This is a genomic window from Lysinibacillus sp. AR18-8 (genome assembly GCF_001705465.1).
GTDB lineage: Bacteria > Bacillota > Bacilli > Bacillales_A > Planococcaceae > Lysinibacillus > Lysinibacillus capsici.
Genome location: NZ_MDGU01000006.1, coordinates 56,932 through 82,880, shown reverse-complemented (window position 1 = coordinate 82,880; position 25,949 = coordinate 56,932). Strand labels below are relative to the sequence as shown.

The window sequence follows — 25,949 nt, the reverse complement described above, 5'->3', positions numbered from 1 at the left end:
CTCCTCTTCATCTTGGTATAGTCACAGTATAAAAGAACACTACTGACAGGTGTATGTCAGTAGTGTTCTAGAATTTTTTTCGCTACTTCCCGAATCTTGAAGCGTAAAGACTTCGGCTCAATCACCTCGATATCTCCGCCCCAGCCAAGTAAATGCTGTAATAGTTCCTCTGGATACCGAACACGAAATTGAAAGATTACATCCTCCTTCCGCTCCTCAATAGATTCAATATAAAAATTAACTGCCTCAATGATTTTGTCGGCAATTTCGGGGTTTGCCCTCATTATTATTCTTTCATCTCGATTGTCAGGTGGCCGATAGCTACTTAGGTCAAAATCATTTGGTAGAAGAAATTGATCTTCCAACACAGAAAGCTCGGACATCCGGGACAAGCGGAAATGGCGCATTTCTTGCCTCATATCACAGTATGCTAGTAAAACCCAATTTTCATGGACAAGTGTTAATCCATATGGAGAGACCACACGTTTATTTTTCCGATTTCCATCTGTTCCTGGCATTTTTTTAATATACATAAAACTGATTTTGCACTGTTTCAAAATTGCATCGCGAACTTGATTAAGATACGTTTTTACCCGCTCTTCAGTTGACTGCTCACCTATATGAAGCAGTCGCATTGTTTCCCGAACAAGCCTTGACTCGTTACGAACTGACTCCGACAAAGTAGCCTCGATTTTGCGTTTAGCGGACCTTGCATTAATACCATAATCTGTATCCAACCTTTGCTCGATAAAATCAGCTCCCATGAGCAGGGAGACGGCCTCTTCTGCTGTGAACCTAACCGGGGGTAGAAAATATCCTTCCATTAAGGAATAACCCTGACCAGGGGCGCCTAAAATGGGAACCCCAGCCTCACTTAGTGCTTGAATATCCCTATATATCGTACGTACACTTGTCTCAAATTGAGAAGCTAAATCTTCTGCTCTCAATGTTTTGCTTCGCTGTAATTCAAGCGTGATCGCAAGCTGCCTCTCCGTTTTATTCATTTTTTTCCTCCACAATTTCAGCATTCTATTACAGTACTTGCCCAATAATTGAATAACAGCAAGCAATATTGAAGCTGTATTCCTAAAAATGAGCTGCCTATGCAACTCCGTGTTCTTCAAGCAAAGCACCCGTTTTAGCTTAAATATTTTCTTTCATATGTTTGGGGTTAATCAGATTTAATAACCTCCCATAACGCCGTTTTATTGCTATCCTATTTCAAAAGTGTTACTGCCTCTTCAAAACATGCTCTTTGGATAATGATATATCTTTTGTAGGGAACTTTAACACCAAATAAAAATTCTTTTAATACATAAACGTCTTGTCTCCAAAGGAAATTCCCAACTCCACCTTCTACTGGTAGTGAAGAAATAGAAGCTAATTCAATATATGGATAATCTCTTGTAAAGCCAACCTCTTCAAATGCTTCTCGTTTAGTAGGAGTCTCACCCTCTTCTCCAGCACCAGCTAATCCCTGCCAATATCCATAATCACTTCTATTAAAAATTGCATATTCAACCCGTGAAAGTAAACACCGAGTGCGCCATGTGCTGGCCAAAGCATCTTTTTCTTCGACCTATAGGCTTTTTCTACAGACTTCTTACGCATTCCACACTAGCTTTGTTGCAGAATTCTCTACCTGTAATTCCGCAAGTGCTAGCAATAACAGAATGGCCACCACCCAAAACTGTAATTTTCTTTCGTATGCGTATTTATAGTTGGGATACCATACTTTATGATCTGCTAATACTTATTCATTTTGTAATTATATCCCTGTAGAAATTACTGGATTTGGATTCCCCCCATGTATCGTAGCATCCATAACTGCTCTCTCTTCAATAATTAGGAAAGCTTTGTAAAAGATGTTTACAAACAACTTAAATTTAGATATACTTACAAAGTAAACAAAAAATTCTTAAGGAGGTCGAATAAAATGATCGTTATCGTTAAATTGATGTCATTGGTAGCTACAACTTCATTAAAAATGAAAATCACACATTCGACCGCATCGGAATGGATCGCTTAAGGTTTTTTTGTAAATAAGCATACCCATACCGCAGGGAGAAGTGTGCCCCTGCGGTATTTTTGTGCCTTTTTTCGCCGTAGAGGAGTCTCTCTACGGTTTTTTTCATTTTTCATGACATTTTAAGGAGGTGATAATAAATGATATTAAACTTTTTTGCGCTCACGATAACTATTACAAAACGTAAGGTCTCTCTTGAGAAAGCACTTCATGATGAATATGTGAAAAAAATCTTTGAAGAGAACCGAAAAAAAATTGACGATTATATTCGTATTCGTCAATTTTAATCTTGTTAATTAAAAAACATGAAAGGTGGTAATTGAAATGTATTATATGATCAAAAGACGTCATGCAGTTTTATGGCTGGAGAAAGACACAACCACCAGATGAAGTAATATAAAGTGATAATTTAGCTAATTTTATAATCTCAGTTGAGCTAACCCGTTCTAATCTAGGACGGGTTGCTTACTCCAATCGCAATGTTAATTAAGTTAAAAAGAAACTTATAAACTAACTATTCCAGACTACACAGTGATAACCCTTCTTGCTTAGAAATTCATTAAATCCTTATTACTTTAACCTTCCCAGTTAGTTAAGTACATTACTTTTCCAACTAACCTAATTTTCAACATAATTCCTTTAAAAACGTTATTCAATTAAATAGCCCTTAAACTGAAAAATGAGCTTTCCTTTTTTCAGGAAAGAGCCCGATTGTTGAAGATCGTTGTTATTAAATTAAAGCACACGTTAGTTTAAGAAGAACAAAAGGTTAACGCATCGACTAAGATTAATTTTGAAAGTTTATGGTCATTAATTACAAATGGTATTTCAGAGGGTTCTACCCAAATTCGAGCAGATGATTCATGTTCTCGGAGAAAAGGTAAGCATTCGGTAACATCCATTCTAAAAAATGCCTGATAAGCAATCAATGGATATTTTCCACTTGAATCAAAAGACAGATTTTCTTTATGGCTTACTTCAATTGAACCTATGTATTTAATTGTTCCCTTTACATACCCCTCTTCATATGTTTCGCGTAGTATAGCTTCTTCTACTTTCTCCCCAATCTCTACGTGTCACCTGGATAATTAAACCCTCGATTTTTTATTTGTGATAATAACACTTTCCCATCTCTAAAGCACACTGCATGAACACTCGTCACTATTAAAGATTCTGTTAATTTCATTCGAGGCATCCAAGTTAGCTTCACATTATTTCCACCCCAGTCTACAAAAATCGTCTGCATATATCTATCCCATCTCCTGTTAAATGCAATTTATCACCTAATATTAACTTTCTACACTGTTTCAAAAATCCCTCTTATACAACAAACCGGAAATAGATTTTAAAACGTGGTAAATATACGTTTTTTATGTTGCATCAATTGTAGAATATATTACGAGTAACCATTCTTATGCCAATAGAATATATTTGGAATTTGCATATTGGTCCGTTTAAAAGAATGAGGCTTCTGACTCTTATTCGAGTTCTCGTCATCTAGTAGATTTAAAAGTCTTATCAGCAAAGCCTCCCTCATGGTAATAGATTTCTTGTTTGTTTTACAACTTTTATTCCACAATCTGGCCCTTTAATGCAAACAAGCGCTAATCCTTATTACAGAATCTCACCCTATTGTTGAAGATCGTTTTTCTTATTGAACTAACGTATCTGTTCGTTAAAGGTAACTCTTCACATTTTACTTAATATTATAAAGGTGAATAGAAAGATAAGTTATAATTTAGTTTAGTAGTTGTAAAAGTATGTTATTTATACTATTCTCTTATAATTTTTCAAAAAGGAGAGTTTATGAAAAAGATTATTGTTGTTGTATTAATGATATTTATATTATTCTTAGGATCCACAACACAAAGTTATGCACTGTCAGATTCGAAATCTGCGGCAATACAAGCGTTGCTAGATGATGCCTCTCGAATATCAGGTGTTCCAGGAATTTCAATCTCAATAATTGTCGATGATGAAGTGTTCTACTTTTCTTCAGGGTATGCTGACCGTGAAAAGGGGTTGACTGCAAGTGAAAATACACTCTATGAGTTAGCTTCTGTCAGTAAAGCTTTTACTGGTATGGGTATTATGCTGTTGGAAGAGCAAGGGCTGCTCTCAATGACGGACCCTGTGCAAAAATATTTACCTTGGTTTACGTTAAAGTATCAAGGAAAACCTGTTGATACGCAAAGCCTTACACTAAATAACTTTCTTCACCATACCAGTGGTCTAACAAATATTAGGCATACTCAAAATATTCCACAAGGCAATACACCGGATATGTTGCAAAAGACTGTGGAAATGCTCGTAGATGCTGAATTGGCGTTCCCTCCTGGTGAACAGTATAACTATGGAACCGTTAATTATGACGTATTGGGATTGGTTATTGAGATTGTGTCGCAACAAAGCTATGAAGACTTTATGAAGGAACAAGTATTTCAGCCGTTAGGTCTTCACCAGACGTATGTTTATAAAGAAGATGCTCAAGCCACTGGACAGTTGGCACAAGGCTACCGTTCTTCCTTTTTTATGACAACTCCATTTAAAGCTCCGGATTATGCTGGGAACAAACCCGCAGGCTACATCATTTCTAATACAAAAGATATGGCACGTTGGATGGGCATACAGATGGGTATTGTGCAGGACATACCCGAAATATTTCACACGGTTATCGAAAAATCACATAGGGGTGATATGTCTGTCTCGGCTGTCAACGATATGTATTATGCGGCAGGCTGGTCGGTAAACGCCGACCAAACAATTATCGAACATACTGGGGGCAATCCAAATTTCCGAACCGAAGTAGCCATACTGCTAAATGACAGAACAGCCGTCTGCTTGCTGAGCAACGGCGCAAATACCAATATAAACTTGGTACTAAAAGTTAAAGATATATTAGACGGTAATCTAACTCAGTCATATGAAATAAGTGGCACACAGCTTTTGGATATCATTTTGTCGTCTATCACTATTATTCTTTGCCTATTGGCTGTTCTGCTATTTCTCTTAGGATTACGAAAAAAGAAAATGAATAAGAGACAGCCAATGACAAAAAAGAGGATAATCATAACAGTTATTTTCCTGATGGCTACGATTGTCCTTGGTATACTGTGCTATGCTATCGATTGGTCAACGATACTTATTTGGCAAACATATAGTATTCTTACAGCGTTGATTTCGTCAGCATTATTAACAGCCAGCATTACATGGTTTGTATACACTCACCGATAAAATACCTCGCTCCCAAGATAATCATAATGTTAAGTAATAAAATATAAAATTATCGGTATGCTTAATAAACCTGCTACTGCAGCAGAAATTGAAACTGCAACTGCAACATTTAAGTCTGCTACTGTAAGCATTGGGAATGGAAATACGGTCCTTTTACAAAGAAGTAGTATGGTACATGTTTTACAAAATCACCTCCCACTTTATTGGACAGGATCAACTGGAAAAACTCTTTTTAATCCTAATATCAGAAACTAATTTATCTAAGAATAACATTGAATGGACCTTAGAAAAAATTATAAATAAACGAAATAATTTAGTGGTTTTTTCTTCAAAAAATAGTATGAAAAGTCGGTTAAAAGGAGTTTGTGAAGAAAATGAATTCATTAATGAAGTAGTTGTAAGTGCACATGATTATCTTACTCTAAGAGAAAAGGATACTCGAACTCAGAATCTAAATGAAATGGTTGAAAAATACAATCAGCTTAAGCAATTAATTAAAGAATAAAAATATGACAGATGCTTGAAGATGTACAATAAGCTACTATTAGTTTTCAGACTAATGGTAGCTTATTTAATTGTTAAGTTACAAAAGGTCGTATCCTAGAAGTCTTTAAAGCAACAGAAAGCATTTAAATGGCTCGAAATGGCTTTATCTGGTGTTTTAAGTCGTTTAAAATCCACTCTTGAATGACATCTAAAAAACCTCCAAATATATGGAGGTTTTTAAACTATTTTATTTTACTTCAACTTGACCCATCATCCCATTTTCTTCATGTTCAAGGACATGGCAATGGAACATGTAAATGCCCTTATTATTGAACTTCACTGCTAATTTAACTGTTTGACCAGCTTCAACTGAAACAGTATCCTTCCACCCTTTTAAATTTAAAGGAGGTTCTTTCCCATCAATCGACACGATTTTAAATTGAGTGCCATGTATGTGGAAAGGATGTGTCATGCCACCCATCATATCAGGTTTATTATAAATTTCCCAAATTTCAGTATCTCCCTGTTTTTGAGTGAAATCAATGCGATTCATATCAAACTGTGAACCATTGATTGAAACCATTGTGCCCATACCAAAAAGTTCAAGTTTCTTTGTAACTGGTAAGGTTTTTTCCTCTTCCGTAACACCAAAATCATTTAATTTTTGTGCAATGTTACTTGTACTTGCAGCTTTTTGTTCAATTTTAAATGGTAAAAGGGTAATTCCTTCTTCATTTATTAATGCTATATCAGTTTTGTCATCCATCTTTGAGAAATCCACTATTACCTCTGCTCGCTCACCTGGTGTTAAGGTAATTTCTTTCATATCAGTTGGTTGATTTAAGAAACCTCCATCAGTAGCAATTTGTTGGAATGTAGCTCCATTATTCAATTTAAACGTATAATTACGAGCATTAGAACCGTTTAATAATCGAAGTCTTATTTTTTCTTTACCGACAGTAAGTTTAGGATTCACAGTACCATTAATTAACAAAGTATCTCCTATTGTACCATCCTCATTAAGGACTGCTTGATAATTTAATTGCTTTTCTTCAGTAAATTGTCTATCTTGGAATACTAACGGAAAATCATTCACACCATACTCATTCGGTAAATTGATTTTTTGCGAATTTTCATCATCAATATAAATTAAGCCAGCTAAACCTTTATATACTTGCTCTGCTGTAGCACCTTCTGGATGTGGATGGAACCACAGCGTAGATGCTCCTTGATTAACTGTAAAATTTACATCTTCTGTTACACCTGGCTCTAAGACTTGATGTGGACCGCCATCACCATTTCCGGGGATTTCTAATCCATGCCAGTGAAATGTTGTTGGTTCAGATAAAGCATTTTTAGTTCTAAACGTTACCCTTTGATCTTTATGAATACGAATGACTGGCCCTAAAAAGGAACCATTATATCCATATGTCTCTGTTTTAGTTCCCTTAAGGATTTCTGTCGTTCCTTTTTGAGCAGTAATATCAACAATTCCATTTTTAGGTTCAATAATAGGTGGAAGCGCAAGCTCATTTTCCCCAGTTGAATTATTTAATGCTAATGGATTGGTGTGACTCGCATGACCATTTTCCATGCTACTATCTTTATTATCCATACCCTCCATGTTTTTCATTTCTTCATCACTCATATTGGAATGGTCCATACCAGACATAGTAGAATGGTCCATATTTGAATTATTATTAGATTCCGAATTACCCGCACTACATCCCCCCATTATAATAGCGCCTACCAATAATGAAGCAATCAAAAGTTTAGATTTCATTATGTTTCCTCCTTTTATTCTTTACATAGGCACTATAACAAAGAAGTATGGAGAAATTATGGATTTGTAATTAAATAAGACAAGTATTAACCACTCTATCTAAGAAAACTTTGATATGCCTTTTTTTACTTCTTAACTTTCCAAATCAAAATGATAATTGACATAAATAAGATACTTATTACAATTTTCCCTATTAAATTTACTTGCATAAAACCATATACTGCTCCTGCTTCAAAGATTAAGGCTGGTATTTTTCCAATCGTACTAGCAAGCGCAAATGTGCCTAAAGACACCTTAGAAAATGCACTAGTAAAAGTCACAAGACCTGATGACATAAAAGGTAAAATCCTTAAACTGACAATTATCCAAAATGCATCAGACCCTTCCAATTCCTTTAATTTTAAAAGTTTAGGGTGTAATGCGAACGGTCTTTTCCATTTATTGATTCCTTTTCTATATAAAATAAAGCTAATAACTGCACCAAGTGATTCACCGATAATAGAAATCAACAAACCGTTGAATACGCCAAAAAACACAAGGTTAGTAGCTGTAACAAAAACACTTGGTAGTACACCTATAATACTAACCAAAGTATTTATCATTAAACTAACCAAAATTGCAAATAATCCAGATTGTTCAAGTAATTGAAGTAATTTTTCTTCCATGATTAAACGCTATCTTTTTTAACCTATTACTAGCATATAATGAACTATTGTTAATAAACAACAACTGCCTGTTCGCCTAATGCTTCATAGCTATTAAAAAATGCTCCCTTATCCAATGTTATCAATCCCTTACGTGGATCCATTACTTCCACAGTCGTATTTCCCACAGATAATAGTACCATTGTATGTAAATTTTGATACATTTGATGGTACTCACCTGCTTCTTCCATAATCCATCCCCCTTTAACCTTTGGTGGTGAGAGGTCCAATGTTACCCATATAATAACTGGTATTCCCTGTCTAATATAATTTGTTATTTCTTTTATTGTACTTCCACTACTATTTTTTGCATGTAAATCTAACTTTCTCTCGGTGATAAAATTATTAGCTGCTTTGACAATTGGTTCTGCAAAAACATATGTACCCGTTTCTAGATTGCTTGGCTCGCCGCCATATGCTTGATTAGGATTTGGCCCATACTTTTTTTTCATTTTGTATTCAAACGATTGTTTAGGTAAATAATTTTGATCCATTTCTAATTTAGATGTTTCTGCACCATAGTAATTAAGTACTGCTGTAAGAGTAGTTATTTCACACCCATTTGGTAATTCAGGATTTTGTAGAATTACAGGAACTCCAAATCCTTTATTATGATTTACTGCATATGTTTGCACTAATATGGATTGTGTAGATGACGTATACGTAAATTTTTTCTCTGTTAAATACATTCCTGTTGTAAAATTGTTTGGATTCCCTACTTTTACTGTATAGGTTTCATTCGGTTGCAAATTATTTAATTGAGCCTCACCTTTATTCAAACTAATTGTTGAATCTATTTCTTTCCCTTCTTCATTAAGTAACACCACATATAGATCATTAAGTGGATCTCCACTAAAAAATTCAACGGTTAACACTGTTATGGTATTCAAGTTTGTATTTTTATTTGTACAACCCTCTAAAATAACTGCTAATAATCCTAAAGTGAAAATAATTCCCCACTTTCTAATGCCCCATACCTCCTCCCGTTATTATTACATGATTCAAAATGAATATAACGAATAATTATGGAGAAACTATGGATTAAAATTAAAATGGATTTTTAGAATTTCTTCATAAAAAAAAGATGTTCCTTTGTCAAAATTGACTTGACTCGTCGAACATCTCTAAGTATTTAATTTTTACGGAGTAGATCATCACTTTCCGTTAGCCATTTATGAATTGTTACTTTTACACCAGGAGTAGAAGTGTAGTCAACCATATACACAGTTGTTTCCTCTGCGGAATTGATTCCTCTTTCATCTCCTTCATTTTGTCTTCGCTGCACATGCAATGTAACAATTTTTGAATTACCCAAAATTGACTTTAGTGAGATTAAGAATCATTATTTAGTCTGGTAGAATTAGTTCCATATAATTCTTTATATCTTGTTCTTTCATTTCTCCAGTGATTATTTTTTCTATTTTCCCCTCAGAATTAATAAGCATAGTCGTTGGTAATGGATTGATATTATATGCTTCCATTACACTTTTATTTTTATCTATTAAAACCGGAAAAGTTAGACCTTTTCGGTCAATATAATTTTGAACCACGAAGTCGGATTCTGCTATATTTATAGCTAATACCTGTATACCCTTTTCTTTATAATCATTATAATATCTATCTATAATTGGAAATTCTCTTTCGCAAGGTTTGCACCAAGTACCCCAAAAGTTTAAAAAGACGCCTTGTCCTTTGTATTCCTCCAAATTATGTTTCTCACCATGCATATCAACTAGAGTAAAATTTGGAGCATCATCCCCTATTTTTAATACTTCATTTTTATCTTGCGTTAAAGTTGTATAGACTGTGAAGAATATTGCCCCAAATAATATAATTAATATAATTGAACGCATAAGAAATCTTCTCTTTTTTTTATCCATAATGAAGTTAGGCTCCTTCCTCTCTTATATATGTAAAACTAGAAACCAGTAAATCCTCCAAAAATCGGTGTTAAAAACGCAATAATTTTAGTCATCATATCAAAGTATAATAAAACCCCCATCACAATCATTATTGCACCACCTATTTTCATAAACAGTCCATTTTTTCTTTGAAGAAACTTCATTTTTCCGATAAATAAAGACATTATTAGGAAAGGTATAGAGAAACCTAGCACATAAAATAGCATGTACAACATACCCTTCTCAGGATCAGACACGCCTAAAGCTATTACTCCTGCAAGAATTGGTCCAGCACAAGGTGTCCATCCAGCTGCAAAACCCATACCAATAAGTACCGAACCAAAATATCCTTTGGGCCTTTTTTTAAAATGAATCTTTTTTTCAGATTGTAAAATATCGATTTTAAAAAAACCTAGAATAACTAATCCAAAAAAGACCATGATAATTGCTCCAATTTGTCTTAGGAACTCTTTATACTGAATAAAAATCTGTCCGATAAAAGAAGTTGAAAAACCTAGTGCCATAAAAATAATAGAAAAACCAAGTAAACAAAGCAGGGTATGTATCAGAGATTTTCGCCTCAAAATCCCTTTTTCTTCTTTCAGTTCATTAAAGGATATTCCTGTTACATAAGATAGAAAAGCTGGATACAATGGTAATGAACAAGGTGATACAAATGATAATAATCCAGCACCAAATGCAAGAAGTAAATTTAATTGCTCTAACAAATACGCTCACTCAACCTTTCTATAGTCCATTTGAAAATAAAGTATAGACTATAAATATGGAGAATATATGCATATGCAGCGTGATATAAGAATTAGAATTTTATTGATAGCTTTCGAATTTTTCATTAATCTAAATAGGGATTAAAAATAAAAAATGAGCCGTGTTTCAACTTTAGAAACACAGCTCATTTTTTATGCTAATTCCAAACATTGAAAAAATCTTCAATTATATTCCTAGTCTAAGGATTAAAGCATAATCTAACAAGCATATTAGATACGAATCATACATATATTGATTTTAGTATTTCATTAAAACAAAAATCTATTATTCTATTCATGATGGAATTATATTAAATTTTCTATAAAGATAGGATGATGACAATTATTGAAAAGTCGGTTCTTGCTATGGTTATTTTACGTGTATTGTCTGGGAGTATTGAAGTAAGTGCTGGATTGTTGATGCTAAAGTTAAATAATCTAGAAAAAGCATTTTATATTAATACAATGCTTGCTTTGGTTGGTCCAACAGTTTTAATCGTAACGACAGCAATTGCATTATTTGGACTAGCAGATAAAATACCTGTGACAAGAATCGTTTGCTTATTTACGGGTATAACACTTATTATTATTAGCTCACATATTAAGTAAAAATAAAAGATTACTAAAATTCAGCAAAAGCATACAAGTGTCAGAATATGAGTTTGACGAAAAAATAATCTTCATAACCTTTTGGATCCAAGTTATCTTCTGTATCTTTATAGCATGGTTACATTCATAATCTTTGTTAAACTCTTTTATGAATCACCTAACATGTTCACTAAATTACTGTAGCGTGTGACGACGCTGCTTTTTTTATGTATAATTAGCTTTTATTTGCACAAATTTATATTGAGTGTATCGCACGCACTTATACGGTGGTGGCGTTGGTTGACCGTCACGACCTCCCTCAATAAGGGTTACATTATCTCAGTAACCCTTTTTTAATTTCTATTCAGATCAGGTAGTTTTCTACTTTGGACTAACCTTAATTAAACCTTTACGACCACTAACCCTATTGGTAAAGATGTTCCTCTATCTTTGATTTTTTCTGTACTAGCTCATTCATATAGTTAAGGAACACCTATTTCCTCATAATTTCAAATCTCCTGCATCCTTCCCTATATATTATGGAATCTGCTTTTATTTATATATATCTTTAATCTACATGGTTTGCACAGCACGCAACATCAGAATGAACATCTTCTAAAACCGTATCAAACATTTCAAGAAGTTCGCGAATACGCTCATTTCTTAAACTATAGTAGCAATATTTTCCTTCATTACGACCAACAATAATGCCACACCCTTTTAAACAGGCTAAGTGTTGAGAGATATTAGACTGATTTCCCTTTAATTCCTCGACGATTTGAGATACTGTCTTCTCTTTCTCTTTGATACACTCTAAAATTTGAAGTCTTACCTTGTTTGAAAATCCATGAATTAGTTTAATTTTTAAGTCAATATTTTTTTCTGTCACAAAATCTCCTCCAATTCATATTAGACTTAGCTAATATGTTTTGATATGATCATATTCGATATCACTAATATGTGTGTCAAACATACTAGCACTACCTAATATGTCTGTCAAAAATTTTAAAAAATATGGGTCTCTCTTCAGCTAATAAACGTAGGCATCCTCAAGTTAGATTTTTTACTGTCTGAAAAGGAATATTAGTTTAAATTTGGGACAGGTTTCACAACTGGCTGGACACTTGTAATAATGGCTTTAGGGCTAAAAAACCCTGATAAAGGCTTATTATACATACTTATTAATGTACTGGTTTTTTTAATTTACTTTCTTAAGCTGTCTCAAATTACGTTTCTTCCAAAAAGAAGCCATTTATGATTATTGATTTTAATGGGATTTTATTATATTTTGACATGATGACAAAGATTATTGCGTGGGTCACTCCTATTTTCGGAGGGGACACAGGATTTTAGAAGTTCATACGCTCTGTAGAAAGGCTGGATGTAGCATTGAATAATACGTGGAACAAAATTATCTATAAAATTGGCTCTTCCTTTTACGATAAATTTTTTAATACAGGTACTTTTTTAAAGACTAGAAAGAGGATTTTTCAAGAAGTGCCTTTTCAGCGTAAACAAAAAATCCTCTATGTAGGTATTGGTACTGGGGCTGATTTAGAATTAATCAACTATGTTGATTATGATATAACTGCCATTGATTATTCTCCTGATATGCTAGCGAAAGCTCAACATAAATTCGAGCACTCTTCTATCAATTTTTTAGAAATGGATGCTCAAAAAATGTCTTTTGCAGATGAATCATTTGACTATATTGTAGCTAGTTTAATACTTTCTGTGGTTCCTAATGAAAATAAATGCTTTGAAGAGATGATAAGAGTTTTAAAGAAGGATGGTAGAATTCTTATCTTTGATAAATTTGCTCCTAAAAATCAAAAACTAACGCTAACAAAAAAATTGGTAAGGCCATTTATAAGTATGTTAGGAACAGATATTGGTAGAAGTTTTGAGGAGTTGTTTAAACAAAATGATCAAAGGCTCAGAATTATAAGAGATGAATCTGTTATGTTAAAGGGTATGTATAGATATATTGAAGTTCTTAAACTCTCTTAGCTAATCATTAAGGGCATAGCTGAACTAGCAGTTAACGTTTTGGAGAAACTCATCAAGAAGCTCAAGCATCTTATCAAGAGTTTAAAAAACAACAATTAGCCAACTTGAATTGGCTGATTTTTGTCTTAGTAATTGAACAACCCTATAAATGTTAAATACCATGTACTATCGATTTAAGTCTCCCGTGATAAATTGTTACTCTATTTGTTTTTTCATGAGTTGTTTTGAAAAGTTAAAGGATCGAATTTCGCTAACAAATGTAGAACCTAATAAAAATACCCCTCCGATAATTTGCACTAGGGTCATTTGCTCTTGCAATATCATTGCAGAAATCAATATTGCTACAAAAGGATCGACATAACTTAGCATCGCAATACTCTGCCCTTTCAATTTTTCCATTCCCGAAAAAAATAACCAAAATCCAATCCCTGTATTAACGATACCTAAAATTAAAATAAAAGGAATAGATGCGCTTGATAATCCAAAAATCCCCAAGCCTTCTGTCAAAAAAACATACGGCAGCAGTAATAATGCAGTCGTTCCAAGTTGAATAATGGTCAGCTCTAGCTTGTCCATCTCTTTAATAAATTTGTTTAAAAGTAACAATGCCGCATAAAACGCAGCTGCCATCAATCCAAAGGTAAGTCCAAGGAAATCATCTGATTCCGTTGCACTCACCCCTTCTCCTACAATCATTATCATACCGATAATTGCTATGACAATGCATATTATTTTCTTTATGGATAATTGTTCCCTAAGTACAACAGGTGAAAGAATCATTACAAATACTGGTGCAAAGTAATATCCTAGGGTGGCATTGGCAAGTGATGTGTGGTCGTAGGATTGATAGAGAAAAATCCAGTTTCCTCCCAATGCAACGCCTGAGAGAAACAAAAATAAAGCATTCGATTTCACTAAATTCCAGGATATTTTTTTCTTCATTATGGAGAAGATGAAGAATAAAAATAAGCATCCTAGTAAACTACTTAGTAAAGCTCTTTCACTCGCCGCTAAATCAATGTAACGTACAACTAAACCGATTGTGCCAAAAATAATCATTGATACGATAAATTGAAATTTAGATTTCATTGTCTACTCCCCTAACCTACCGCAATTTAATAGGAACTATTAGGTGTTTTTTCCGTCCTTTCCTTCCACTCCCTTTCAACTTGCTTTTGTAATGGGAATAGCATAGCATACTTATATGTATTACAAAATTGAATGTTTGTCATGCTACACATAACAAAATAGCATGAAAGGGGGATAGCGCAATGAATATCCAAAAATATATGGCCTTTGTCAAAGCAGTAGAATATGGGAGCTTTACAAGTGCTGCCGATGCATTAAACTATACACAGTCTGGTATCAGCCGTATGATCAACGATTTAGAATCAGAATGGGGAATTTCCCTTTTTGAACGAGGTCGTGCCGGAATCAGTTTAACATCCGATGGCTTAAAGTTACTGCCCCAATTACAGCGTATATGTAATGAGCATGAAATGTTAATGATGCAGATCGAAGACTTACATGATATCCAATCAGGAATCATCCGAATTGGTACATTTTCTAGTGTAGCAACACATTGGCTACCTCATATGATCAAATTCTTTAAGCAGGATTATCCAGGGATTGATTTCGAGTTACTCTTAGGAGATTACACCGAAATCGAAAGCTGGATTATCGAAGGTAGGGTCGACTTTGGATTTTTACGACTACCAACAAAAGCTAAAATGGAAACAATCTTTGTAGAACAAGACCGTTTGTTGGTAGTCATTCATCAGGATCATCCTCTTGCTGATTGCGATAAATTTCCTATAAGTGAACTATTGACCAGTCCCTTCATGCTTTTAGAAAAAGGCGCAAAAGCTGAAATCTCCGAAATTTTTGAGAAGCACAATATCTCGCCGCATATTTCTTTTACAACATGGGACGACTATGCCATTATGTCAATGGTGGAAAACGGGTTGGGAATCAGTATATTACCTGAACTGATTTTAGAACGCATTCCTTACCAAATTATCGCGAAAGAGCTTGAGATCCCTGCTTTTCGAACTATTGGAATTGCGATGAGAGAGCAAAAATCGCTGTCACTTGCAGCAAAGAGATTTATAGAATATTTATCCTATAGAAAGAGAAAATAAGAAGTTTAGCTATTATTTTGCACACTATAAAAAGCGTATTCGAAAAAATCTCGAATACGCTGCATTAATCTTCAACCGCTTCTAAATAGCCTTGCTGTAAACATGTATCCGTCATAAACTGCTTTATCCCTGCATCAAATGACAATTTGATCGTGCTACTTGTGACCTCCAAAATTTTTCCTTCTCCAAACATCACATGCTTCACCTTTGAGCCAACGATTAACGCTGACTCCGTTGTAATTGTCTGATCATTACGGTATTGCTTCAATGCTTTCCTCGGACTTTTCGACGCTTTCTTTGGTAATTCCTGAGGAGAAACGATTTGCTTTAACGCCTTCATAAATATTGATGGCACCACACTTGCTTTAAAGCGCTTGCTGTACGAAATTAATTCCAAATGGCGAATTGCACGTGTGATACCGACATAAAAGAGTCTTGTTTCTTCCTCTATTGCTTCTTCCGTCTCAGTAGGTAAAATCCCATCAATTAAGTCAATCAAATACACACGGTCAAATTCCAAGCCCTTTGAACTGTGTAAGGTTGTTAATGTAATGGCATTCATTTCATTTTTCAGATGAGATGTATGTGCTAAATTTTCAAGGTACTTCAAACGACCCGCAAATTCAGTCATCGTCGACGTATGGCGAGCAATTAGTCCAAGTACATCCACAATATCTAGTAAATTTTCATAATTAAAACCGAGGTCCTCGCTCATTTTCTTTAAGGCACGCTCATAACCAAAGTCATAACGGATATGCTCTAGCATGGCTGTTGGTGTTGTTTGATCAAATTGAATGCTATCATACGTTTTGCGAATTCGCTTAATATATTCAGGCTGATAATCCTTTAATTCCACATGCTCTAGTAATAGTGAGAATACACAGCCATCCTCTGGTACTTTCTGCAGTGCCTTTAATTGCGTTGGTGTAATATAAGCATTCATTTTTCTGTAAACTTTTTCAAATATCGAGATATTTTTTGTATTGTACGCTAGACGCATGAAGTTCATTATATCCTCCACAACCCAATGCGTAAAAAAGCGAATGGTGGAATCTTTCATATAGAAAGGCAAGCCCGCTCTGTCTAATGCGTCCATAAGAGGAATGGCTGACGTATTATTTCGATATAAAACAGCCGTTGAGCCACGCTTAGACAAGCTTTTTAACTGATTCACTACATATTTGGCCTGTAAGCTGTAATTCTCTAGGATTTTAAACGAGATTGGCTCTGCTGCAGGATTTTGCGTAAACATTTGTTTGTTATATCGTTTTTTATTTCGCTGAATGAAAAGATTGGCTGGCTCTACAATCGAGGCAGATGAACGATAATTTTGTGTCATTAGTAAAACACGTGCCTCTGGATAAATCTTTTGGAAATTCAACAAATAATCTGGCTCTGCACCGCGCCAGCTATAAATGGCCTGATCCTCATCGGCAACGACGCATAAATTTTGATGGACAGCGACAAGCTTCTCGATGATCGCATGTTGAACAGGCGATGTATCCTGACTTTCATCCGTTAAATAAAAATCGTATCGACGTTGAAATTGCGCCAACACCTCTCGATTTTTCGTAAAAATATCATTCGCCATTAACAGCATATCGTCAAAATCAATGAGCAATCGGTCACTAGCTGTGCGCTTATATTCCTCATAATGCTGTAAAATCTCGACTTTTCTTGGCACCTTTACTTCTGCAATTGCCCATTCCTGTTCTGGCAGCATTTTATTTTTGATGAACGTTATGTACGTCAGTAGCTCGTCTAACTGATCTTCCGTAATTTTGGAGCCATTTAATTGTTCAAAAATCTCACGAAGCACTCGTTTTTTTGACATTACACCAGGCCCGTCCGCTTCTTCGATAATCCCGTACGAAATGCCCTGACGTTCAAGTGTCTGCCGCACAACTTGAAATGCTAAACTATGAATCGTCGAGAAATCAACTGGTGGCAAATGCGGAAAAAACTTTGCAAAACGTGCCTTCATATCATTTGCTGATGCCTTACTAAACGTAACAGCCTTTATGCGAGCAGGCTTGACACCAAGCGCCTCGATCATATAGCCAATACGCATAATAATCGTCGTCGTTTTTCCTGAACCAGGAGATGCCAATAGTAGCAGCGGTCCATTCGTCTGCAATACGGCCTGCTTCTGCACATCATTTAGATAAACGCCAAGTGAACGCTCCTTTTCTTCAAAAAATGCTTTTTGCGCTCCATTCATATCAATTACTCCGTTCTAAAAAAATCTATTTTCTATTATACCAGATGATACTGATTAACTTCTTAAGAGCATTAAAAGCAACTAAGCTCGACTACTACTCATTCGAGTGATCTTAGCTGTTAAGGAAATTGTTTGCCTCTTCATCATTTTTAGATCTTATCAAAAACAAAAAAGCGTATATACAAAATGTACAACGCTTTTTTGTAGCTCGTTAGTGAAATTTTTTATTTGGCTATCCATTCATATTGAATATCAGCTAAATTTTCTTCATTTTCATGTCCTCTCCCTATGATTTTAAATCCATGTTTTTCATAAAATCGTTGGGCATTTTCATTAACCTCAAATGTGTATAAAGTTAATCGCCCTTTTGATTGTGCTTTTACTTTATCTAGTAATGTATGACCTATGCCCATCCCTTGATAGTCAATATGAATATATAGTTGGCTTATTTCTTCTTCGTTATAGGCAATCATGCCAACTACTTTTTCATCCATTAACGCTAAATCGATGTGAAACTGCTCAGCTAATAGATGATTTAAGAAATATACATGACTTTCAAAGGTATGAATTTCTTTTTGACCAATCGCCTGTTCCTTACTATCTCGCCACATAGTAACTGTTTGTTCAGCGTATTGGGGGGTATATTGCGTAATAATTATTTTGTGTTGGTTCACTACTGTACCTCCTTAAGTGCTATCTGTTGTTGGTGCATTACCATTCTTCACAATTACTTTGGATACCGTTTGTTTGGTTATTAAAACATATGGCCTGTTTACTTTCATCATATATTATTTTGATGGTCTAAGAAATAAATTAGGTAAATTTTCATTCATACTATACTCCTTAATAAAGTAAAGCACATTACTTGAAGAATCAAATGTAAGTTCTACGGATAAAAAAACATCTTCCACTCACACTAATGGTGGAGGTGAGATGAAAATGGGAAATAATAAACATAAAAATAATAAAACGCAAGACAACAAAAAACAGCAGAATCAAAATCAAAATGCTAACAATGAGCGTAAAAACAGAGAAGAGTTTGCTGAAGAAGTAGATTTCAGTCAAATTCAAAATGAAAACAAACGTTAATCATACTATCATGTGAAGAAACCCTAATACTCACTTCAGTAAAGATGGGTATTGGGGCTATTTTTATAATCCATCTATTACAGCATTTTACGGCTCAAACCCAGCCTGACTTATATAAACATGATTTTCTGGAAAGATTTCAATAAATCGGTTGTATATTTTTTTTATTACATCTGGTCCATACCATTCTTCTAAACCAAGTTGGTCATATTTTTTCTCAATCTCAAGTTTTCTTGTGCGTTTTCCACCACTGCCATCTCCCATGAAGTAGTCATCTATACATATCCGATCGACGAGTTGCTTCAATTTCAAAGGAAAATATTCTCCACTTGGTAAAATGGGCGCGATAGCAACTTGGGTCGGTATGTCCGCAGCTGCTAATTTTTCCAATGTCTTAAAACGCGCTTGGATTGGAGGTGCCATTGGCGTAAAATGTTTACGTATCGTTTCCGAATCTGTCTCAATTGTCATACTTACCCGCACTTTTTCTTTAAATTGTCGCAGCAAATCAATATCTCGACTGACAAGTGGACTTCTCGTCTGTACAAATAAGAAATCAGGGGGATCCTCTAGCATAACTTCTAGTAAAGATCGCGTCACTTTTTCCTTATGCTCTATTGGCTGATACGGGTCTGTACTTGAGGACATAAAAATGGTTACAGGCCCTTTGGCTTTGGCACGATGAAGCTCCTTTTTTAATACATTCGCCGCACCGTTTTTAACATCGACCCAACTACCCCATTCTCCTTCTCGAAAAAGAGATACAGGCATTTGACGTACATAGCAATAAGAACATCCAAATGAACAGCCTGTATAAGGATTGAGCGAATGCGTATAGCCAGAAAGAAAGCCAGTTCCTTTATTCAAAATGGTTTTTGGATACTTATAGAATAATTCGCTTTTCATACGAAACCTCCATTCCATGTAAAGCAAGTATTACGCATTGCTAGATGAACCTCGCTTTTCAAGTTCCAAGAGCAATTTCTTCATTGCTAATCCGCCCCGATAGCCTGTTAAAGAGCCATTCTTTCCTGTTACACGATGGCACGGTACAGTAAGTAACACTGGATTAGCCCCAATAGCCGCTCCAACAGCACGAACAGCTGCTGGTTTATTGATAGCATGGGCAATGTCTGAATAGGATTTCGTCTGCCCATAAGGAATTTCACAAAGTGCTTGCCAGACTGCTAGCTGAAATGGCGTACCTACGTACTCAAATGGGATAGTAAAGGTTTGCCTCTTTCCTGCTAGATACTGAATGATTTCATTGACATAGGGTTCAAGCTTTTCCTCATCTTCAACAAAAGGACTTCCTGGAAAGCGTTTCTTCGCCCATTCAAACATTTCCTCGATTGGTTTGTTCTGTGAACCAACAAACACAAGGCCCTTGGAGGTAGCAGCAATATAAAAATGCCAATCCTCAAACTTGAGTAAAGACCAAAAAAGGGTTGGTTTATTTTTTATTTCCATCATTCATTTCCTCCATTTTTCTCATTTGACGAAATTGCGCTGGGGTCTGACCTGTTTTCTTTTTAAATAAAGTAATAAAATAGGGTGCATTCGCCATACCCACACATATGGCAATATCGCCTATTGCTTTATTCGTCTCAATCAAATACTTTTTAGCCGCGTGTACGCGAACTTGTTGTATATACTCAACGGGCGTCATGCCTTTAATTTTTTTAAATGTTCGATGCATATGATAGGGGCTCCCATGACAAATCATTGCTAATGATTCGAGCGTTAATTTTTCAGCGAAATTTTGATCAATGTATGCTGTGATAATATCAACCCACTCGCTATCAGGCAAATTTTCATTAGTAGGCTTGCAACGTTTACAAGGGCGAAATTTTGCGTGGAGTGCTTGTTCTGCGGTTGCAAAAATACATACATTCTCTTTTTTCGGAACGCGAGACTTACAGGATGGTTTACAGAATATCCCTGTTGACTTGACAGCATAGAAAAATTGATTGTTGTACGCTGTATCATTCGTGATAATGGCTTGCCATTTTTCATCTGTCATCATTTCTACATTATTCAAAATATCATTTTCATCATTCATAGGATCCAGCATTTATCTCACCTCTCCTTACAATATACTCCCTAAAAATTCACAATGTACAATTCTAGATATGGAATAGCAAGATATTGAAGTTTTTTTATTTAGAATCGTGAAAAATGATGCCAAGACCGTATCGTTCTCCAGCAGTAATCGTACTTACTCCATGACGAACCGTATGTTTATAATATCCCCTTTTCCCTAGAACAGGTCTATGGTTTGTAGGAAAGATGAGCGCACTGCCTTGATCTAACGTAATGACATGTCCCCTACTCTGAGCACGTGGAATTTGTTCCACTAGGAGTGATTCTCCACCAAAAAAGTCTTGTTCGCGTTGATTTAATACAAATACTACTTGAAACGGGAAAAACACATCGCCATATAAATCTTGATGCAAACAATTAAAGCCACCTGTTTCATACTTTAAGAGTAACGGTGTCGGTCTAGTTTGTTCATATTCTTTACAAGTGTTCAAAAAATCTTGAAGCTGAGCTGGAAACTGCGCTGTTTTCTTTAAATAACCTAACCATCGATTAGCTGTTTTGGCCAATTCTTGATAAAAGGACTCTCTTAAACTTTGGATGATTTCAGGCAATGGATAGGAAAAATATTTGTATTCCCCCTCCCCAAAGCGATACCTCGTCATATTAATGGTCGTTCTGTATGGCTCTTCCTTACCATACAACCCTATTAAAAATTCACATTCCTCTTTTGTTAAAATTACTGGAAGCTTTGCAAATCCTTGCTTATCTAGTTCATGTTGAATGGAATCCCACTCCAAGCCGCCAACACGTGTTTGAATATCTTGGACCATTTTTATTCCCTCCTTAGCCTTCTTAATAACTAACACTATAACCTCATCAATAGAAAAAAATAAGGCGTTTAGAATGGAATAGCAAGATAACAAAATGAGTAAAGCTACTTTTATGATAAAGTAAACTAACAAACTGTGTATGTTGAAAAGGAGAATGAAAAAGTGATATGGCATGACGTTGACGATGTGATGATCATTACCTTACCAGCAAATTTTGATATGAATGCAAATCTAGGCTATTTAACAAGAGAAAAAAATGAATGCCTGTATGAAATAGAGAACAATATCATCACAAAAGTGATAGCCATTGGAGAAATGCAGTCTTTAGTACAGATAAGCGTAATCGATAATCAACAAATGGTTGTTCAATTCCTAAATGGTTCTAGGCCTATTGAAAAGAGGGAGCGGGAAAAAATTGCAACATATATAATTGAATGGTTTGATCTTGATAACGATTTAACGCCATTTTATGAAATGGCAAATACAGATCCATTACTTAAAATACCTGCCCAAAAATTCTATGGATTACGAGTTATCGGCATTCCCGATTTATTTGAAGCGTTATGCTGGGGCGTTTTAGGGCAACAAATCAACCTTGCCTTTGCCTACTCTTTAAAGAGACAATTTGTAGAAAGCTTTGGCGATTCTATCGAATGGAATGGTAAAAAGTATTGGGTATTCCCTCCATACGAACGAATTGCACAGTTAGAACCTACTGACCTAGCAGCTATTAAAATGACGGTTAAAAAAAGTGAATATATCATTGGCATTGCAAGATTAATGGCATGCGGAGAATTATCGAAGGAACAATTAATGAAAATGAATTTTAAAGAGGCAGAAAAAAGCTTAATCAAAATACGAGGAATCGGACCTTGGACAGCCAATTACGTGCTAATGCGCTGCCTAGGGTTTCAGACGGCTTTTCCAATCGATGATGTAGGTCTGATTAATTCAATAAAAACATTACGTAATATGAACCAAAAGCCTACGAAAGAGGAAATTTTAGCGCTCTCGATACCATGGAAAAACTGGGAATCCTACGCTACCTTCTATTTATGGCGTGTTCTTTACTAAATATCATCACCTTGATTTGAGCATGTTTTGAAAAAATGAACCAAAACATGCTCTTACGTAGGTATGTTTTATGCTTCTACAAAAGCACAATGATGATGAACAATCGCAATGGACACAGAATTCTTATAGCTGTAATTCTTTAATACAATCCATGGTTGTTTTTATAAACTCTTTGACAGCGGGAAGGGGTTGCTTCTTTGAGCGAGTAATGATGCTTATTTCTCGGAAAGGTTCGGGTAAGAGAGGTTTTACAATGGTACCAGCTAAATTATAGGGTAAAGCTAGTTCTGGTATGATTGTAATGCCTAATCCTTCACGTACCATTGCAATGATTGTTTGATTTTCTTCCACATTAAACTCTATGTTTGGGGATACCTCTTGTTCCTGTAAAAACTTCTTAACACTCACTTCACATCCTAGCTGAGGCATAATAAAAGCCTCCCCTTGAAGTTCTTCCGCTTTTACTTGTTCATTTATGGCAAGATGATGATGAATCGGTACGATTGCTACTAATCTATCTCTTACTATGGTGGTAGCCTCAAAATGATCCATAGGGTTACTTAAAGATGTAAAACCTATATCCACTTTCCCCTCTTCTACCCAACGTGTAATTTGGTCATAGCTCCCCTCATAAAAATTTATTTCAATTCCCTTAAACTCTCCTTTAAACCGTGATATGATCGTTGGCAACACTTTTGAAGCGAAACTTGAAAAGCTGCCAATATTTATTTTTCCGTTTTGTATTCCTAAAATAGATGCCGCTTCTTGTTTAATGCTTTCTGCTTCTGATAAGATATTTCTCATATTGTTGATGATACGTTCTCCACTATCTGTTAATGAGATACCGTTTCTTCCTCTATTCAAAAGTTTAATACCGAGTTCTGACTCTAATGAAGCGATATTATGGCTTATGCCCGATTGTGTCATCGCCAATATTTCTCCTGCTTTTGTGAAATTCCCAATATCGACTACTTTGACGAATATTTCTATTTGCAAAAGGTTCACAAGTTAACCTCCGTATAAGATTTAACTTTCCATTCGACTTCCTCATGTTTAAGATTAAAAACATGAATTTTACTTATCAATTCTATCATACTACAATAATCTTAGAATGAAGGAGGAGATAGCAATGAAAAAAGTGGTAGAGTTTTTTTATGTGGATGCATTCACCACAGAAACGTTTGGAGGAAATCCGGCTGGCGTCATACCTCATGCTGAAAATTTAACAGATGAGGAAATGCTAAACATAGCCAATGAATTAAACCTTTCGGAAACGGCCTTTCTTTTACCATCAACAAATGTAAATGCAGATTATCAAATAAAATATTTTACTCCTACAAAAGAAGTTGACTTTTGCGGTCACGCTACGTTAGGTACAGCATGGTTAATGGCTAGTAAGTACAATTGGATTGATAAGGACGAGAAAATAATCTTTGAATCAAACATTGGACTAATTCCTGTAAAATGGATTACGGAAAACAATCACTTAAAGAGCGTGTCCATGACTCAAGTACGTCCCCATGTAAAAAGTATAGACATTAGCCCTGAAGTCGTTGCGGACCTTGTGGGTTTAGAGGAAACGGACATTGATGATCGATACCCGATAAAAATAGCGAACACAGGGGTCCCACATCTTATGGTTCCCGTTAAAACACGTCAAGCAATTGATCAAGCAGAACCTAAATTAAATGAGCTTAAAAAGATGAACAATCATTTTAACATATCAACCACTCACCTCTTTACCTTTGACACAAATGGGGAATTTGATATTTATACAAGAGATTTTTGCCCAAATATAGGGATCGATGAAGATCCAGTTACAGGGGCAGCAAACGGTGCATTAGGTGGTTATTTATATCTAGAAAATATACTAGCTCCACAAGAAAAACATCAATTAGTAATTGGACAAGGACATACGATTAATAGACCTGGAACTCTTTATGTCACGATTACACCTGATGGGGAGAACGCTGTTATTGAAGTAGCGGGAGCAGCAGTTGTTTCAATAGAGGGAAAAATACTTTTATAATACTATTTTTCTGAATTTTCTGTGTTAATCATCATCATAAAATAAACTTCTCTAAATTCTTCACTTAAATTTAGAGAAGTCTTATTTATGCCAAATAAAGTGGTTAGTTTAATGCATTTAAATGCGTTTTTAAGTATTGCAAAAATGGTTGCTCCATGAGATCGGTTTTTCGAGAGCAAATAAATAAACTTTGCTGAATAGCTGCCTGCTCAACATACACTTGAGCAAGTTTCCCGTTTGTTATACTTTCATCTACACTATAGGACGGAGCTAAAGTCATGCCGTACCCCGCTTCCACTACTTTTATGGATTCGTGTAAGCCCTGCATTTGAAGCCCTAACTTAGGTAATGGCGCATTAAATGTGTAAAAAATGGACTCCAATAAATCGAGTGTCGAGCTACCACGTTCCCGATAAATAAAGTCCTCGTTCGATAATTCATAGATGGAGACAGTTTGATTTGCTAGAGGATGTGAAGGATGGACTATAAACCAAAACGGGATATCCAATACCTTTTCAAATTGTAAATCTTCATGACCAATTTTACTTTGAACGACAAAGCCAAAATCTACTTCATAATTCAGAACTTGCTCCTCCACAGATTGAACATTGCCTAACGATACAAAAAATTCAATTTGAGGATGTGCAAGCTTGTATTTAGCTATGTTAGGCGGAAGTATATAATTAATAGGGATGTAAGAGGACGCAATATGTATTTTGTCTTCCTTTGCTAAAAACTTACCAAGCTTCTCATCGATTTGTGCTTCTAAGTAAAATAAACGCATGCCTTGCTCGTATAAAAACTTCCCCTCTGGTGTTAATTGAATTCCACGCCCTTTACCTTCAATCAATTTTGCCCCTATTTCATTCTCTAATTTTCGAATTTGTATGGTAACAGCAGGTTGACTTAGTAGCATACTATTCGCCGCTGCAGTAATTCCCCCAAGCTTGGCTACATTCGTAAAGATCCTCAATGCATGTAAATTCATTCCATTCCAACCTTTCTATCCATAAATAATATTTA

The 25,949-nt window shown here is 35.2% G+C and carries 28 protein-coding genes and 1 pseudogene; 9 read left to right on the top strand and 20 right to left on the bottom strand.

Annotation, left to right across the window (positions count from 1 at the left end; genetic code table 11):
* Positions 1-56 precede the first annotated feature (56 nt).
* Together BFM98_RS05105 and BFM98_RS05100 are read right to left on the bottom strand one after the other, a co-directional pair.
* Positions 57-1,004 carry a helix-turn-helix transcriptional regulator gene (locus BFM98_RS05105; RefSeq protein WP_066036714.1) on the bottom strand — a complete coding sequence of 316 codons (948 nt, stop codon included), beginning with the start codon at positions 1,002-1,004 and terminating at the stop codon, positions 57-59.
* 212 nt (positions 1,005-1,216) lie between these two features.
* Positions 1,217-1,561: pseudogene (locus BFM98_RS05100) on the bottom strand (NUDIX hydrolase).
* Positions 1,562-2,166: 605 nt separating this feature from the next.
* On the opposite strand from BFM98_RS05100, the gene BFM98_RS23310 reads away from it, so the two are divergent.
* Entirely contained in the window at positions 2,167-2,313 is a 147-nt protein-coding gene (locus tag BFM98_RS23310; RefSeq protein ID WP_083225250.1) for a YrzI family small protein, read from the top strand.
* A gap of 465 nt (positions 2,314-2,778) precedes the next feature.
* On the opposite strand, the gene BFM98_RS24230 is transcribed toward BFM98_RS23310, so the two are convergent.
* Entirely contained in the window at positions 2,779-3,069 is a 291-nt protein-coding gene (locus BFM98_RS24230; RefSeq protein WP_254659996.1) for an NUDIX hydrolase, read from the bottom strand.
* Between the two features lie 26 nt (positions 3,070-3,095).
* The gene (locus BFM98_RS24225) at positions 3,096-3,272 is read right to left on the bottom strand and encodes a hypothetical protein (protein WP_254659987.1); all 177 of its coding nucleotides are present in this window, start codon (positions 3,270-3,272) and stop codon (positions 3,096-3,098) included.
* A gap of 560 nt (positions 3,273-3,832) precedes the next feature.
* Here BFM98_RS24225 and BFM98_RS05090 point away from each other — a divergent pair.
* Complete coding sequence (locus tag BFM98_RS05090; protein ID WP_066036712.1) at positions 3,833-5,260, top strand: serine hydrolase domain-containing protein; 1,428 nt, start codon at positions 3,833-3,835, stop codon at positions 5,258-5,260.
* Between the two features lie 175 nt (positions 5,261-5,435).
* A complete protein-coding gene (locus tag BFM98_RS05085; protein ID WP_048395840.1) occupies positions 5,436-5,765 on the top strand; it encodes a hypothetical protein in 330 nt (109 codons plus the stop codon).
* A gap of 228 nt (positions 5,766-5,993) precedes the next feature.
* Here the strand turns inward: BFM98_RS05085 and BFM98_RS05080 are convergent, their stop codons facing one another.
* The 6 genes from BFM98_RS05080 to BFM98_RS05055 all read right to left on the bottom strand — a co-directional run bounded on the left by BFM98_RS05080 (position 5,994) and on the right by BFM98_RS05055 (position 10,862).
* The gene (locus BFM98_RS05080; protein WP_066036711.1) at positions 5,994-7,529 is read right to left on the bottom strand and encodes a multicopper oxidase family protein; all 1,536 of its coding nucleotides are present in this window, start codon (positions 7,527-7,529) and stop codon (positions 5,994-5,996) included.
* A 125-nt stretch (positions 7,530-7,654) separates the two neighbouring features.
* The gene (locus tag BFM98_RS05075) at positions 7,655-8,194 is read right to left on the bottom strand and encodes a TVP38/TMEM64 family protein (RefSeq protein ID WP_066036710.1); all 540 of its coding nucleotides are present in this window, start codon (positions 8,192-8,194) and stop codon (positions 7,655-7,657) included.
* Positions 8,195-8,244: 50 nt separating this feature from the next.
* Positions 8,245-9,123: a C39 family peptidase gene (locus BFM98_RS05070; protein ID WP_139111218.1), complete on the bottom strand. Its 879-nt coding sequence runs from the start codon at positions 9,121-9,123 to the stop codon at positions 8,245-8,247.
* Positions 9,124-9,365: 242 nt separating this feature from the next.
* The gene (locus BFM98_RS05065) at positions 9,366-9,548 is read right to left on the bottom strand and encodes a DUF1541 domain-containing protein (RefSeq protein WP_066036708.1); all 183 of its coding nucleotides are present in this window, start codon (positions 9,546-9,548) and stop codon (positions 9,366-9,368) included.
* A gap of 31 nt (positions 9,549-9,579) precedes the next feature.
* Entirely contained in the window at positions 9,580-10,113 is a 534-nt protein-coding gene (gene resA / locus BFM98_RS05060; protein WP_066036707.1) for a thiol-disulfide oxidoreductase ResA, read from the bottom strand.
* Positions 10,114-10,151: 38 nt separating this feature from the next.
* The gene (locus tag BFM98_RS05055) at positions 10,152-10,862 is read right to left on the bottom strand and encodes a cytochrome c biogenesis CcdA family protein (protein ID WP_066036706.1); all 711 of its coding nucleotides are present in this window, start codon (positions 10,860-10,862) and stop codon (positions 10,152-10,154) included.
* A gap of 372 nt (positions 10,863-11,234) precedes the next feature.
* Between BFM98_RS05055 and BFM98_RS05050 the strand changes: the two genes are divergently transcribed.
* Positions 11,235-11,510 carry a YqhV family protein gene (locus tag BFM98_RS05050; RefSeq protein ID WP_048395961.1) on the top strand — a complete coding sequence of 92 codons (276 nt, stop codon included), beginning with the start codon at positions 11,235-11,237 and terminating at the stop codon, positions 11,508-11,510.
* Between the two features lie 547 nt (positions 11,511-12,057).
* On the opposite strand, the gene BFM98_RS05045 is transcribed toward BFM98_RS05050, so the two are convergent.
* Entirely contained in the window at positions 12,058-12,378 is a 321-nt protein-coding gene (locus BFM98_RS05045; RefSeq protein WP_048392987.1) for an ArsR/SmtB family transcription factor, read from the bottom strand.
* Between the two features lie 500 nt (positions 12,379-12,878).
* On the opposite strand from BFM98_RS05045, the gene BFM98_RS05040 reads away from it, so the two are divergent.
* Entirely contained in the window at positions 12,879-13,499 is a 621-nt protein-coding gene (locus BFM98_RS05040) for a class I SAM-dependent methyltransferase (RefSeq protein WP_048392989.1), read from the top strand.
* 195 nt (positions 13,500-13,694) lie between these two features.
* Here the strand turns inward: BFM98_RS05040 and BFM98_RS05035 are convergent, their stop codons facing one another.
* On the bottom strand, positions 13,695-14,588 hold the full coding sequence (locus tag BFM98_RS05035) for a DMT family transporter (RefSeq protein ID WP_066036705.1): 894 nt from the start codon (positions 14,586-14,588) through the stop codon (positions 13,695-13,697).
* A gap of 182 nt (positions 14,589-14,770) precedes the next feature.
* On the opposite strand from BFM98_RS05035, the gene BFM98_RS05030 reads away from it, so the two are divergent.
* Positions 14,771-15,640 carry a LysR family transcriptional regulator gene (locus tag BFM98_RS05030; RefSeq protein WP_066036704.1) on the top strand — a complete coding sequence of 290 codons (870 nt, stop codon included), beginning with the start codon at positions 14,771-14,773 and terminating at the stop codon, positions 15,638-15,640.
* Between the two features lie 64 nt (positions 15,641-15,704).
* On the opposite strand, the gene BFM98_RS05025 is transcribed toward BFM98_RS05030, so the two are convergent.
* Both BFM98_RS05025 and BFM98_RS05020 read right to left on the bottom strand, forming a co-directional pair.
* A complete protein-coding gene (locus BFM98_RS05025) occupies positions 15,705-17,861 on the bottom strand; it encodes an ATP-dependent helicase (protein ID WP_066036703.1) in 2,157 nt (718 codons plus the stop codon).
* A 224-nt stretch (positions 17,862-18,085) separates the two neighbouring features.
* On the bottom strand, positions 18,086-18,535 hold the full coding sequence (locus tag BFM98_RS05020; protein WP_066036702.1) for a GNAT family N-acetyltransferase: 450 nt from the start codon (positions 18,533-18,535) through the stop codon (positions 18,086-18,088).
* A 265-nt stretch (positions 18,536-18,800) separates the two neighbouring features.
* On the opposite strand from BFM98_RS05020, the gene BFM98_RS23810 reads away from it, so the two are divergent.
* On the top strand, positions 18,801-18,950 hold the full coding sequence (locus tag BFM98_RS23810; protein ID WP_016992948.1) for a hypothetical protein: 150 nt from the start codon (positions 18,801-18,803) through the stop codon (positions 18,948-18,950).
* An 87-nt stretch (positions 18,951-19,037) separates the two neighbouring features.
* On the opposite strand, the gene BFM98_RS05015 is transcribed toward BFM98_RS23810, so the two are convergent.
* The 4 genes from BFM98_RS05015 to BFM98_RS05000 form a co-directional block, all read right to left on the bottom strand.
* Positions 19,038-19,856 (bottom strand): SPL family radical SAM protein, encoded by an 819-nt coding sequence (locus BFM98_RS05015; protein ID WP_066036701.1) that lies wholly within the window; start codon positions 19,854-19,856, stop codon positions 19,038-19,040.
* A 30-nt stretch (positions 19,857-19,886) separates the two neighbouring features.
* On the bottom strand, positions 19,887-20,420 hold the full coding sequence (gene adaB / locus BFM98_RS05010) for a methylated-DNA--[protein]-cysteine S-methyltransferase (RefSeq protein ID WP_054550483.1): 534 nt from the start codon (positions 20,418-20,420) through the stop codon (positions 19,887-19,889).
* Positions 20,404-21,024 carry a bifunctional transcriptional activator/DNA repair enzyme AdaA gene (locus BFM98_RS05005; RefSeq protein ID WP_066036700.1) on the bottom strand — a complete coding sequence of 207 codons (621 nt, stop codon included), beginning with the start codon at positions 21,022-21,024 and terminating at the stop codon, positions 20,404-20,406. The genes adaB and BFM98_RS05005 overlap by 17 nt, the downstream gene beginning before the upstream one ends.
* Before the next feature lie 85 nt (positions 21,025-21,109).
* The gene (locus BFM98_RS05000; RefSeq protein WP_066036699.1) at positions 21,110-21,823 is read right to left on the bottom strand and encodes a 2OG-Fe(II) oxygenase; all 714 of its coding nucleotides are present in this window, start codon (positions 21,821-21,823) and stop codon (positions 21,110-21,112) included.
* Between the two features lie 162 nt (positions 21,824-21,985).
* On the opposite strand from BFM98_RS05000, the gene BFM98_RS04995 reads away from it, so the two are divergent.
* Positions 21,986-22,897 (top strand): DNA glycosylase, encoded by a 912-nt coding sequence (locus BFM98_RS04995; RefSeq protein ID WP_066036698.1) that lies wholly within the window; start codon positions 21,986-21,988, stop codon positions 22,895-22,897.
* A 123-nt stretch (positions 22,898-23,020) separates the two neighbouring features.
* Here the strand turns inward: BFM98_RS04995 and BFM98_RS04990 are convergent, their stop codons facing one another.
* Entirely contained in the window at positions 23,021-23,902 is an 882-nt protein-coding gene (locus BFM98_RS04990; RefSeq protein WP_066036697.1) for a LysR family transcriptional regulator, read from the bottom strand.
* Between the two features lie 124 nt (positions 23,903-24,026).
* Between BFM98_RS04990 and BFM98_RS04985 the strand changes: the two genes are divergently transcribed.
* A complete protein-coding gene (locus BFM98_RS04985) occupies positions 24,027-24,926 on the top strand; it encodes a PhzF family phenazine biosynthesis protein (protein WP_066036696.1) in 900 nt (299 codons plus the stop codon).
* A 103-nt stretch (positions 24,927-25,029) separates the two neighbouring features.
* Here BFM98_RS04985 and BFM98_RS04980 read toward each other — a convergent pair whose 3' ends face one another.
* On the bottom strand, positions 25,030-25,914 hold the full coding sequence (locus tag BFM98_RS04980; protein WP_066036695.1) for a LysR family transcriptional regulator: 885 nt from the start codon (positions 25,912-25,914) through the stop codon (positions 25,030-25,032).
* Between the last annotated feature and the right edge of the window lie 35 nt (positions 25,915-25,949).